We start from the raw sequence: 12558 nt of genomic DNA on the forward strand, positions 1-12558 counted from the left end.
TTAGCCTCGCATTTTCGGGTTGATTAACACATACAACACATCGGCGAGCAGGTTGAGCAGCAGGAAGCCAATCGCCACCACCAGCACCACGCCTTGTACTACCGCGTAGTCGCGGTTAAACACCGCATCGACAATCATTTTGCCAAAGCCAGGCAGGGTAAAAACTTGCTCAGTCAACACCGCGCCGCCGAGCAACTCGCCGAACAGCAGCGTGGTCAGCGTAATCACCGGCACCAGCGCATTACGAAAGGCGTGTTTCAGCACCACCTTCTTGCCCAATAATCCTTTGGCGCGCGCGGTGCGGATGTAATCCGCTTTCAGCACGGCAATCATCGAGGCGCGCGTATGACGCATCAACGTAGCGGCTAAACCGGTACCCAACACCAGCGCAGGCAACAGCAGCGTTTTCAGGTTTTGCGGAATGCTCTCACTCAGCGGGACATAACCGGATGCGGGTAACCATTGCAGGTGCACCGAAAACAGCAAAATCAGCAAGATACCTAGCCAAAAATGCGGCACTGAAATCCCCGACAGCGCGACAAAATTGCTGGTGTGATCCACCCACGTATCTTTGCGCACCGCCGCGATAATGCCCATGCTGATGCCAATCACCAGCGCGATAATCATCGCCATCAAGGAGAGCTCCAGCGTGACCGGCAGCTTGCTGGCAATCAACGACGTTACCGGCTCTTTGGTGCGCAGTGATTCACCCAGATCGCCGCGTAACGCATTGCCCATCCAGTAAAAATACTGGCTGGGCAGCGGATCGTTGAGATGATAAGCCTCACGCAGTTGGGCGATAACTTCCGGGTCGCGCTCTTCGCCCGCCATCGCCAGCACCGGATCGCCCGGCAGCAGTTTCTGCAGGGCGAACACCATGATGCTCACTAACAGCAGCGTTGGGATGGCGAGCAGCAGGCGTTTAACGATCAGTTCCAGCATCTTTATTCCTCAAAGCATTTACTGCGCCATGCTGACGCCAGCCAGACGCACTAAGCCGTCCGGCCAGGCTTTAAAGCCCTGCACCTTTTTCGACAGGCCAAATATACGTGGCTCGAAGTAGAGGTAAGCAATTGGCATGTCGGTTTGCAGCTGTTTCACCACGTTGTCGTACAGTGTCTGACGCTGTGCCGGATCGTTGGTGAGACGTGCCGCATTCAGCCATTCATCAACCTGCGGATTGCTGTAGCGTCCGTCGTTGAGCGTGCCTTTGCTGTTAATAAACGAATAAATGCTGCCATCGGGATCGGGACGACCCGACCAGCCAGACAAGCTGAGCTGGTAATCGCCGCGCTGCTGGCGATCCAGTAAGCTGGCAAATTCGCTCATTTGCAGATTCACGTTGAAGCCCGCTTCGCTCGCCATCGCCTGAATGACCTGCCCAACCTGCTGTGAAGTCGGGTTATTCGTCACCAGCAATGTCACGTTAAGCGGTGTAGTGACGCCTGCTGCTTTCAGCAGTGAAGCGGCTTTTTCCACATCGCGGGCTGGAACCGGCAACTTGACGTGATACGGGCTGACCGGTGACAGCGCCTGATTAGCTGGGGTGTAAAGTCCTTCAAACGCGACCTGATTCAACGCATCGCGATCGATAGCCAGCGAGAAAGCTTCACGTACGCGTGCATCTTTGAAGGGGCTTTTCGGATCGACTTTGCCGTTATTGATGTTGAAAGTAATGCCCTGATAACCCAAACCGGTGACTTTGGCTAAGGCGAGTTTGCTGTCGCCCTGCACGGTTTTCACGTCGCTGGCTGCGATACCCTCGGTCAGATCGAGATCGCCAGCACGCAGGTTAGCCAGACGGACAGAAGCATCAGGAATCGGCAGGAAAATCACTTTATCGAAGTGATAAGCCGCTTTGTTCCAGTAATTGTCATATCGTTTCAGCACAATACGATCCTGCTGTACGCGACTTTCGAACTGATACGGGCCGGAACAGACCGGATGGGTAATGAAGTCCGGTTTTTTCGCCGCTTCTGGCGCTAACATTGCGCCAGCGCGATCGGTTAACTGGCTGAGCAAGGCGGCATCAGGGTTTTTCAGATGAAATTTAACCTGGAGCGGGCCGGTGACTTCCACGCTTTGAATCGAAGAGATCTCACTTTTACGCAGCGAACCCGGCAATGTCAGGGCGCGTTCGATATTGAATTTCACGGCGTTGGCATCAAATTTTTCACCATCATGGAACGTAACGCCGCTGCGTAGGTTCATGGTGAGGATTTTCGCGTCGTCGCTCCATGACCAGTCGGTCGCCAGGCCTGGGATCACTTTCAGATGTTCATCCACATCCACTAAGCGATCACACATCGCAGCAAACACAAAGCGGCCATAATAGGTTCGCGCCAAATGCGGATCGAGCATGTCTGGATCGGCACCTAAACCAATGCGAATCACGCTTTCAGCCTGGCTGTGCGCGCTGGCGCCGAGCAGCATCAGGCCGCCGAGTGCCGTTAATAACGTCTTGCGGGCTTTCTTCACGACATATCTCCAGAGATTAGGACGGTTGATTCACCGCGTGCTCGAACAAGGCACGGCGGCGTAAAAAAGCGGCAGACGGCGGCGCGATAAGAATGGCGCTGCGATCGCGATTAATTTCCTGCCAGCGGTGGCAGGCGACCTGACGTCCGCCGGGTAAAACCTGATTGATCGGCTCTAACTGGCGGCACTCATCGGTGACATAGGGGCAACGGGTATGAAAGCGGCAGCCGCTCGGCGGGGATGCCGGATTAGGCAAATCGCCCTGCAGCAGCGGCTGCGTGCGTGGCACGCCAGGCTGCATTTGTGGTGCCGACGCAATCAGCGCTTGGGTATAAGGATGCAAGGGCGCATCAAAAATTTCGTCAACGCTGGCAAGCTCAACGATTTGCCCGAGGTACATCACCGCAACGCGATCGCTCATGTGGCGAATCACCGCCAGACCGTGCGCGACGATGATCATCGTCAGACCAAACTGCTGTTTCAGGCTCTCCAACAGATTCACCACCTGCGCCTGCACTGAAACGTCCAGTGCCGAAACCGGTTCGTCGCCAAGTAACAATGTCGGTTCAGACGCCAGCGCGCGCGCAATGCCGATACGCTGGCGCTGACCACCAGAAAATTCATGCGGATAACGTTGCGCCCAGGCGGGCGGCAAACCCACGGTGCGCAACAGCTGATGCACTCGCGCCTGGCGATCGTCACGTGTGAGTTTGGTGTGCAACCACAACGGTTCACCCACAATGCTTTCAACCGTCATACGCGGATTCAATGAAGCAAAAGGATCCTGAAAGATGATTTGTAACTCGCGGCGCAGCCGATTGAGATGCGCACCATTCGCATGGGTAATCTCTTCACCCTGATAAAAAACCTGACCCTGGCTGGCGGCCAGCAGGCGCAGTAGCAGGCGGCCCAAAGTGGATTTGCCCGAGCCAGATTCGCCCACGATCGCCAGAGTTTCACCCGCTTTTACCTGCAACGAGATGCGATCCACCGCTGTCACCTGTTTATTACGTTTGAACAGTTGAGTGGGGCCAGCAAAGGTTTTGCTCAGGTCGCGGCATTCCAAAATCGGTTTCATGCAATCTCTCCCAGCGTGACGTGCTGTTCCAGCGGCGCGCGAAAGCAGGCCACCTGATGGGCGGGTGCCAAAGCGTGCAGCGCAGGACGCGTTTGATGGCAACGCGTTTCAGCGAATGGGCAGCGCGTCGCGAAGCGGCAGCCGGCAGGCATTTGCTCGGGTAAAGGCACGTTGCCCGGAATGGTGGACAGCGGGCCGCTGCGGGCAGCAAGACTGGGAATCGAGCCCATCAAGCCAATGGTGTACGGATGTTGCGGATCGTTGAAAATCGCCTCGACTGAACCGGTTTCCACCACTTGTCCGGCGTACATCACCGCCACCTGCTGCGCAACTTCCGCCACCACGCCAAGGTCATGGGTGATCATCAGAACCGCAGTGCCGGTTTCTTTTTGCAGGCTGTTTAACAGCTGAAGGATTTGTGCCTGAATAGTGACGTCGAGCGCGGTAGTCGGTTCGTCAGCCACCAGCAGCTTGGGATTGTTGATCAGCGCCATGGCGATCATCACGCGTTGACGCATACCACCCGAAAGCTGATGTGGATAGGCTTTGAGTCGCATTTCCGGTGCGGGAATTTGTACTTTTTTCAGGATTTCCAACGCGACGTCCATCGCTTCACGACGACTGACGCGGCGGTGTCTTAATACCGCCTCGCTGAGTTGATCGCCAAGCGTAAACGCCGGATTGAGTGAGGTCATTGGCTCCTGAAAAATCATTGCCAACTGATTGCCGCGTAAACTGGCGTAATCGGTGTTGCTGAGGTGACGTAATTCACAATCGTCGAAGCGCATTTCACCTTCAAGAATCTGCGCACTGGCAGGCAATAAACCCATTAGCGCCAGCGAGGTAATGCTTTTACCGCAACCTGATTCACCCACCAATGCCAGCGTTTCACCGGCGTTTAGGGTAAGCGAAATGCCATCCAGCACCGTGACCGGCGAGCCGCGAAACTGCACGCGTAAATTACGTACCGCCAACACCGGGCGTGAAGAACCGTCACTCATAACGTCTCCTGATCGGGCTGATGAAGGGCTTCCATTAACGCTTGTTGCAGCGCTAATAAGTGCTCGCGCATGGCGGCGGCGGCTTCTACAGGCTGACGCTGCGCGATATGCGTGACCAGCCGCAAATGATGCACATCGTAGGTATCCAGCCGCGCAGGGGTGCGCGCTTGTACGCGCAGATGCTGCCAGCCGGGATCGCGGCGAATGGCGTCAATGGCATCGAATAAACCCAGCATTAAGCGATTACCCGCAGCTTCAGCAATCGCACGATGAAAGGCGCTGTCCCATAACTCATGCTGATCGCCATCACCGGGTGCGACCTGGTGCATGCGCTCCAGCAAGCGATGCAGCAGCGAGATCTGCTCTTTGCTGGCGCGCAGCGCAGCTAATCTCGCCAGGCCGGGCTCAAGCTGCAAGCGCGCCTCCATCACTTCCAGCAAATTCGATTGCTGCGGCAAAGCGTGCAGCACTAAGGGCTGAACCGGTGCGGATGGGCCAACAAACGTACCTTTGCCTTGCTTACGCCAGATGCGGCCTTCTTCTTCCAGCACATCAAGCGCTCGGCGGATTTCACGTCGGCCTACGCAAAAACGCTCCGCCAGCTCTCGCTCAGTGGGTAAAGCGAGTTCAGGTGTGCTGTCGTGCTGCTGAAGCAGCTGCCGCAGTTTTTCCAGTGCTGAACTGGAGTTGGCTGAGGTTTCGGGCGTATCACTCATTATTGGTTCGCCTGTCATCTATCAGAAAAAGATGGGGTAAAGCCGGTTTTCATAAGTTTTTGTTTATGAATTAAACAGTTGGGCACTATGTAGCGTAGGCAAGAACTGAACCAATTTTTAATTGGTTCAGGCTGATTAAGGGTAAAAGTGAGGTATTCCATTGATTAATAACAATGAAATAATTGCAGTGATCCCTGTCGGTTTACTTACCCTGGCGAATAACGACCAGATGAGGAAAAGCGCATTGCGCCAGAACAGTGCGTGATTGCTGTAAAAGTGTGCAATACTGCGCGGGTTTACGTCAGTGGCGTGACAAAATTTCGCTTAATCCGTGATGCATTGAAACGAATAACCGCCCGCGCTGGGAGCAACATGCGAAAGCCTGTTGCTGCGAGAGCAGGCGTCGTGGAGATGGCGTAGAAATTGCAGTGACTTCTGTGAACAGGATGAATGCGAGCCTGCCATGCTATTGCAATATTGACTCGGCACAATGCGTAAGACGATCTTCAAATGCGACGGTGTTGTGAACGCCGTTTAGCGTCCTTTGAGGTGGATGATGATATTTGCCTGAAAAAAAAGCTGCATTCATAAGCACTATTTTTCAATTTAAGTCAGCAGAAGTGACCTTTAAATAGCATTAAATTCAGTCAGTTAGTTAATTTTGGCCGAAAGTGGCAAAGCATAGATAAAAAAAAATTATAAATTGCGCAGCAAATCGTCAGGACTCTATCCATACTTAGCTTCCCGACTTTTGTTGCATTGTTCTGACACCTTTAAAAAGCAGTGCACAACAGGCTGTGTCCCGTAATGGTTTTACTCATAACAAAAACAAACCCTTGCGGGATGCAGCCTGAACAGGCCGGTTTCAGAACCTGACTTCAGGTTCGTACCTCTCTACTTTCACGTGATTCATAGTGAGTTTTTAAGGAGTTCTCTATGGAATTAAAAGACCCAATGTTTGAATTGCTCAGCAGCCTTGAGCAGATTGTATTGACACGTGATAAACGTCCTGCTGATTTGGAAATTCAACTCCAGCCTACGATGCCCGAACCACAACGCTTACGCGAAATGACCGGTATGCAGCTTGATGAATTTGCCAAAGTAATGGGCGTTAGCGTTTCTTCTGTGAAAAGTTGGGAGGCACGTCGTACGCGTCCTTCAGCCACGGCGCAGAAACTAATGAAGTTGCTTCATGCCAACCCGTACCTTGGAAGGCAGTTGCTTGAGTAAGCACTGATAAGACGAGAAGAACAAAAGAACCCGCCGCTGGCGGGTTTTTTCAGCTTAAGCCACCATATTTAGCGGCTTGTTTAACGAACCAACTCTCCGGCACGCTATAGGGCGGCTCACCTAACTGCGCAATGCCTGCTTCGATAATGGTTGAGGCCTGCTGCCACAATTGAGCGTCACCTTGCTTCAGCAATTCGATTTGCACCTTTTTCTCTACCAAATAGATACGAGCAAAGTGCGGATCAAACCGCACAATTGAGCGCGTATTGTCGATGATATCTGCAAGTTTAATGGTTTGCGCTTCCGGCGCTGCGTTAGCCGTGTGCTGAAAATGTGCCAGCTTGCGGGCCGCTCGGTTTTTAGCGGTCGGCTGGGCACTGTCTGTTAACATTTCTACCAGCTCGGCGACTCGCGGGCCAAAGTGAATGTCGATATCGTTTAGTGTGGTCGCGGTATCTTCTACCGTGTCGTGTAACCAAGCTGCGGCCAGCAAATTTTCATCACTCGTAATGCTGCGAACCAATTCAACGACTGCCGCCGGATGCACAATATAGGGTTCATCAGTGTATTTGCGTCGCTGACCCGTTTCGGCATGGGCTTGTGTTGCATAGCGTCGCGCCTGATCTTCAAGAGAATCCATCATGCTTTTACTCCTTAGCATAATATGTTGCTTGCAATTGTGTAGCGCGCTATCTATATTCTAGCCATGAACAGTAATCAAGATGACAAAAAAGTGAAAGCAGCGCCACTGTTGCTGGATCAGCAGCTCTGCTTCGCGCTCTATTCTGCCAATCTGGCGATGAATAAGGTGTATCGCCAGCTGCTTACGCAACTCGACGTGACCTATCCACAATATCTGGTGATGCTGGTGCTGTGGCAAAAAGATGATGTCACCGTCTCGGAGATTGGTGAGCAGCTCTTTTTGGATTCCGCCACGCTGACACCGCTGCTTAAAAGGCTGGAAAGCGCCGGACTCATTAATCGTCAGCGTTCGCGTCAGGATGAGCGGCAAGTAGTGGTGACGTTGACCGAAACAGGTCGAGCCTTGCGTAGCAAGGCAGAAAGCATTCCCGACGCCATTCAATGTGCGGCGGCCTGTGATGAATCCGCTTTGAATGCGCTGAAAACGCAGCTGGACGATCTTCGCAATAATCTGAATCGTTCGCGATAAGAATTCATAATGTGGGTGCCACGCACCCGCTAAATTTCACCCGTTCGACTACGCTTATTTAAGTAGCGGGCGATTAAATAGCATATAGCGAGGAATTTATGTCATTAGAACAAGTGGTTTACCGTGCAAAAGCCAAAGCAACCGGCGGTCGTGATGGTCGTGCAACCTCTTCTGACGGTGTGCTGGACGTTAAATTAGGCGTGCCGAAAGAGATGGGCGGCGCAGGCGGCGAAGTGACCAACCCAGAGCAGCTGTTCGCAGCGGGTTATTCAGCCTGTTTCCTCGGCGCAATGAAGTTTGTAGCGGGTCGCGACAAGATTTCTATGCCTAAAGATGCATGGATTGAAGGCGAAGTCGGCATTGGCCCAATCCCGAACGGTTTCGGCATTGAAGCCACCCTGAATATCCATCTGCCTGAGATGGATGAAGCGGAAGCGAAAAAATTGGTTGATGCAGCACACATCGTCTGCCCTTATTCCAATGCAACCCGCAACAACATTGACGTGACGCTGAACATCGTTCGCTAAACGTTTTTACGGGCCTGCAAAGCGGGCTCGTAATGTTTCAATACACTCTTTTCCCTCGATTTTCCCACACTATTTATCCAGACCTCTTACGCTTAGTTAGTCTGCTAACTTCTTCTGGAGAATCCCCTATGACTTCACGCCTGCGCGCCTTACTGCCTGGCTTATTACTCAGCGTCGCCTTTACTGCGGCAGCCGCTGACAATGTGATTACCCCTATGCGCGGCACCATTGATGCCATCAGCGGCAACCAGCTGGATGTCACCACGCGTCAGGGCGATAAAATTAAAGTCGAGATCAACGACAAAACTAAAGTTAACAGCGTCAGCAAAGCGCAGATGAGCGACATCAAACCAGACAGCTTTATCGGTACCGCCGCGGTACCGCAAGCGAATGGCGAACTGAAAGCGCTTGAAGTCCACGTATTTGCGCCAAGCCTGCGCGGCAGTGGTGAAGGCTTTAATCCTTTCGAATCAGCCGATGGCAAAATCAATACCATGACTAACGGTACGGTCGGCAAACTGGTTAACAGCAATGGCCGCACCATGACGGTTAAATATGGCGACAAGCAAAAAACGGTGCAGGTTCCTGATGATGTACCGGTAGTGCTGATTGAGCCAGGCAATAAAAGTTTGCTGAAGCCGGGCGGCAAAGTAGTGCTGTTTGGCAGCAAAGCCAGCGATGGTCACATCGTGGCTCGCGGTATTTCTGCTGGTAAAGATGGTCTGACACCACCGATGTAAATCATGAAAAAAGCATCGGGTTCACGTCATCCCTGGCCGATTCGGCTTTGTCACTGGACAAATGTGCTGGTGATGATCGGCATGCTGATGAGCGGCTGGGGCATTTACAACGCCTCGCCGCTGTTCAATTTCACGTTTCCCGCATGGATGACGCTAGGCGGCTGGCTCGGCGGCCACATTGCCTGGCATTTGGCGGTGATGTGGTTGCTGTTTGCTAACGGGGTAAGTTATCTGGTGTGGGGCATCATCAGCGGGCAATTTCGTGGCCGCTTTTTACCGCTAAGTGGGCGCGCGCTCTGGCAAGATCTTTTCTCGGCATTGCGGCTGCGGCTGCATCATCGCGGCAGCGACTACAATGCGGTACAGAAATTGATGTACCTGTTTGTGTTGGTGGACGGCGTGCTGCTGGTGCTATCGGGTTTATCTATCTGGAAACCGGTGCAGTTTAGCGGGTTGGTGGCGCTTTTCGGTGGTTTTGATATGGCGCGTTATGTGCACTTTTATGCCATGAGCGGCTTGGTGCTGTTTACAGTGGTTCACGTGATGATGGTGATCCTGGTGCCGCAAACGTTGTGGCCAATGATTACCGGTGGCAAGCGGAGTGCAGATCGTGAGTGAACAACCCAAAAGTAAAATCATCCTGGAACCTGATCAGCACAAACAGCTGATCAATCTACAACGCCGCATGCTGCTGCGCAGCGGATTAACGCTGGGTGCCGTCTCGCTGCTCAGCGGTTGTAACTTACAGGATGGCGATAGCGTCGATAAAGTTTTATGGGCGATGTCACGCTGGAACGATCGGGTACAAAGCTGGTTATTTAATGGTGAGAAGCTGGCACAAACCTATTCTGCCGATCAAATCACCCGTCCGTTCCGGTTTAATGCCTTTTATCCCGAATACAATGTGCCGGAGATAGATCTTGCGGATTACCGGCTGGAAGTGTCGGGCAAAGTCTCGAACAAAGCGCCCTGGACGTTGGAGCAATTGCAGCGCTTGCCGCAGACCGAACAAATTACTCGCTTGATTTGCATTGAAGGCTGGAGCGCGATTGGCCAATGGCGCGGCGTTCCACTTAAGACCTTTCTGCAACACATCGGGGCCGATTTAACCGCACGCTATGTCGGTTTCAAATGCGATGATCGTTACTATTCCAGCCTGGATATGCCCACGGCGCTGCATCCACAAACTATTCTCGCGCTGGATTTTGACAACAAACCGCTGCCGCCAGATTTCGGTTATCCGCTGCGGCTGCGCGTGCCCACCAAGCTTGGCTTCAAGAACGCCAAGCATATCGGCGCGATCTTTGTTACCGATCAGAATCCAGGCGGCTATTGGGAAGATCAGGGCTATAACGGTTTTAGCGGGATTTAGTGAACAAAAAGTGTGCAATTGTTCACAGTTTTGATTATTTTCTGGTCTAACCATTTCTTGCATGTTCTACTGTGCCACCTCGCAGTAACGCGTTCAGAATCCTCCTGCATCTTGTCCGATGCGCTTACTAATCGAACTCTACTGCAATCTGATAGTCACACTAACGTTCGATAAAGCGCATCACTCCAGGGAAACACCATTTTTCATGAATTATATTAAGAGTTTAACCCAGCAAAGGTTGTCGCTATTGCTGGCGTTGTACATCGGTATCCTACTGAATTTACCAATTTTTTATCGCCGTTTTGACGGTTTCTTGACGCATTCCACACTGATAAATTGGGTGACCGCAGCCACAGAAGTCATTGCGATTGTCATACTGACTTTTTTCCTCATGCGTTTGTTGTCGCTAGGCGGCAAGAAAATCTATCGTGTGCTCGCCACCTGTATCGTGCTGATCTCTGTTGCTTCAGCCTATTACATGGCTTTTTTCAATGTGGTGATTGGCTACGGCATCGTGGCATCGGTGATGACCACCGATATGGATTTGTCGAAAGAGGTCATTGGGTTTCACTTCGTGGCGTGGATGGTGCTGGTTAGTGCATTGCCGCTGCTGATGATTTGGCGAAATAACCTTCGCCTGACGCTCAATGAACAGCTGCGTACGCCGGGTCATCGCCTTAAACCGACGTTAGTCATGTTAGTTTGCGTCGCGCTGGTTTGGTTGCCGATTCGCTATTTCGACAAGCTGCAAAAAGCCAATGAAGAGATAACCAACATCGATCTGCCAAGCTACGGCGGCGTGGTTGCACACTCTTATCTGCCTTCTAACTGGCTGGCCGCGGTTGGACTGTTTGCCTGGACGCGACTGGATGAAACCCTGGAGAGCCAGGAACTGCTCGATCCCGCGAAGAAATTTACCTATGTTGCGCCGCAAGGTTTGGATGACACCTATGTAGTGTTTGTCATCGGTGAAACCACCCGTTGGGATCACATGGGCATGCTCGGTTATGAACGTGATACCACGCCAAAACTCTCTAAAGAGAAAAACCTGGTCGCGTTCCGTGGCGAATCCTGTGATACCGCGACGAAGCTTTCTCTGCGCTGCATGTTTGTGCGTGAAGGCGGCACAATGGACACACCGGGACGCACGCTGAAAGAGCAGAACGTCTTTGCAGTGATGAAAGAGCTGGGCTTCACTTCTGAGCTGTTCGCAATGCAGAGTGAAGTGTGGTTTTACGATAACGTCAACGCGAACAACTTCGCTTTCCGCGAGCAGATTGGTTCCGAGAAGCGTAATCAGGGTAAATCGGTCGACGACATGCTGCTGGTGCCTGAGTTAAAAACGTCGCTGGAGCGTTTCCCGAAAGGCAAACACTTAGTGGTTTTGCACACCAAGGGTTCGCATTATCTCTATTCGCAGCGTTATCCACGTAGTTTTGCGCGGTATCAGCCGGAATGTATGGGCGTTGACGAGACGTGCAGCAAAGCACAATTGATCAACGCTTATGACAACTCAGTGTTGTATGTCGACACCATGCTCGACAGCGTTTTGGATCAGCTGCGTGATAAGAAAGCGATTGTTTTCTATGCAGCCGATCATGGCGAATCGATCAGTGAAAACATGCACCTGCACGGTACGCCACGTGAAATGGCACCACCAGAACAGTTCCGCGTGCCAATGATTGTTTGGGCATCAGATAAATATCTGGAAGACCCCACTAATCGTAGTAACTTTGAGCGCCTGCAGGCGCAGCAGCGCGTAGGTAAAACGCACCGCCACGTTGAGCTGTTTGATACCATTCTGGGATGTTTGGGTTATACCTCGCCAGATGGTGGCATTAAAGCGGCCAATAACTGGTGTCAGGCACCGGCTTCGAGCCAGACGAGTTCGCTATGATTGCTGCCTGGAACTTATTGACGCGTGGGTGTTTTTTTCATGCTGCATGCTTTCCAGGCGATTGACGGTCAAAGTGTAAAAAGCGGTTGACGCTCCCGGTGGGTCGCAGTAACATGCGCCCCCATCGGCGAGTAGCGCAGCTTGGTAGCGCATCTGGTTTGGGACCAGAGGGTCGGAGGTTCGAATCCTCTCTCGCCGACCACATTTAGAAAACCTGCTTTTAAAGCAGGTTTTTTTTCGTCTGCAGTAAACAGAGGATGAGAACCTCCGAAGGAGGTTTGAGCCGAGCGTAGCGAGACCACGTTGCTTCAGCAACGGCCCGCAGGGCGCTTCTCAGCGAGAAGCGTA

At 52.4% G+C, this 12558-nt stretch carries 13 protein-coding genes, 1 tRNA gene and 1 other RNA gene; 9 read left to right on the forward strand and 6 right to left on the reverse strand.

All coding sequences use genetic code 11. The annotated features are described in order from the left end of the window. The 5 genes from SC127_RS01670 to SC127_RS01690 form a co-directional block, all read right to left on the reverse strand. The gene (locus tag SC127_RS01670; RefSeq protein ID WP_215848029.1) at window positions 1-942 is read right to left on the reverse strand and encodes an ABC transporter permease; all 942 of its coding nucleotides are present in this window, start codon (window positions 940-942) and stop codon (window positions 1-3) included. Window positions 943-960: 18 nt separating this feature from the next. Next, the gene (locus SC127_RS01675) at window positions 961-2433 is read right to left on the reverse strand and encodes an ABC transporter substrate-binding protein (RefSeq protein WP_243079826.1); all 1473 of its coding nucleotides are present in this window, start codon (window positions 2431-2433) and stop codon (window positions 961-963) included. A gap of 61 nt (window positions 2434-2494) precedes the next feature. Further along, window positions 2495-3556 carry an ABC transporter ATP-binding protein gene (locus tag SC127_RS01680; protein WP_215848028.1) on the reverse strand — a complete coding sequence of 354 codons (1062 nt, stop codon included), beginning with the start codon at window positions 3554-3556 and terminating at the stop codon, window positions 2495-2497. After that, window positions 3553-4557, reverse strand: a complete 1005-nt coding sequence (locus tag SC127_RS01685; protein ID WP_332624934.1) for an ABC transporter ATP-binding protein — start codon at window positions 4555-4557, stop codon at window positions 3553-3555. The genes SC127_RS01680 and SC127_RS01685 overlap by 4 nt, the downstream gene beginning before the upstream one ends. Then, window positions 4554-5273, reverse strand: a complete 720-nt coding sequence (locus SC127_RS01690) for a FadR/GntR family transcriptional regulator (RefSeq protein WP_243079753.1) — start codon at window positions 5271-5273, stop codon at window positions 4554-4556. The genes SC127_RS01685 and SC127_RS01690 overlap by 4 nt, the downstream gene beginning before the upstream one ends. A 936-nt stretch (window positions 5274-6209) precedes the next feature. On the opposite strand from SC127_RS01690, the gene SC127_RS01695 reads away from it, so the two are divergent. Further along, entirely contained in the window at window positions 6210-6503 is a 294-nt protein-coding gene (locus SC127_RS01695) for an HTH-type transcriptional regulator (RefSeq protein ID WP_215848026.1), read from the forward strand. Window positions 6504-6552: 49 nt separating this feature from the next. Here the strand turns inward: SC127_RS01695 and SC127_RS01700 are convergent, their stop codons facing one another. Continuing rightward, window positions 6553-7146 (reverse strand): HD domain-containing protein, encoded by a 594-nt coding sequence (locus tag SC127_RS01700; RefSeq protein WP_332624935.1) that lies wholly within the window; start codon window positions 7144-7146, stop codon window positions 6553-6555. A 63-nt stretch (window positions 7147-7209) separates the two neighbouring features. Between SC127_RS01700 and SC127_RS01705 the strand changes: the two genes are divergently transcribed. The 8 genes from SC127_RS01705 to SC127_RS01740 all read left to right on the forward strand — a co-directional run. Then, window positions 7210-7674, forward strand: a complete 465-nt coding sequence (locus SC127_RS01705; RefSeq protein ID WP_243079751.1) for a MarR family winged helix-turn-helix transcriptional regulator — start codon at window positions 7210-7212, stop codon at window positions 7672-7674. 98 nt (window positions 7675-7772) lie between these two features. Next, complete coding sequence (locus SC127_RS01710) at window positions 7773-8201, forward strand: organic hydroperoxide resistance protein (RefSeq protein ID WP_243079750.1); 429 nt, start codon at window positions 7773-7775, stop codon at window positions 8199-8201. A 128-nt stretch (window positions 8202-8329) separates the two neighbouring features. Next, window positions 8330-8941 (forward strand): DUF5666 domain-containing protein, encoded by a 612-nt coding sequence (locus SC127_RS01715; protein WP_215848023.1) that lies wholly within the window; start codon window positions 8330-8332, stop codon window positions 8939-8941. A 3-nt stretch (window positions 8942-8944) separates the two neighbouring features. Next, on the forward strand, window positions 8945-9559 hold the full coding sequence (locus SC127_RS01720) for a cytochrome b/b6 domain-containing protein (protein ID WP_332624936.1): 615 nt from the start codon (window positions 8945-8947) through the stop codon (window positions 9557-9559). Next, a complete protein-coding gene (locus SC127_RS01725; protein WP_409075075.1) occupies window positions 9552-10313 on the forward strand; it encodes a molybdopterin-dependent oxidoreductase in 762 nt (253 codons plus the stop codon). Before SC127_RS01720 ends, SC127_RS01725 begins: the two co-directional genes overlap by 8 nt. Before the next feature lie 205 nt (window positions 10314-10518). Next, complete coding sequence (gene eptB, locus SC127_RS01730; RefSeq protein WP_332624937.1) at window positions 10519-12210, forward strand: kdo(2)-lipid A phosphoethanolamine 7''-transferase; 1692 nt, start codon at window positions 10519-10521, stop codon at window positions 12208-12210. Window positions 12211-12335: 125 nt separating this feature from the next. Next, window positions 12336-12412 (forward strand) — tRNA-Pro (locus tag SC127_RS01735). A 34-nt stretch (window positions 12413-12446) separates the two neighbouring features. Continuing rightward, a non-coding RNA gene (locus tag SC127_RS01740) (RtT sRNA) lies at window positions 12447-12558 on the forward strand; the annotation flags it as partial.

The organism is Pantoea sp. T14 (assembly GCF_036663535.1).
GTDB classification, from domain to species: Bacteria; Pseudomonadota; Gammaproteobacteria; order Enterobacterales; family Enterobacteriaceae; genus Pantoea; species Pantoea phytostimulans.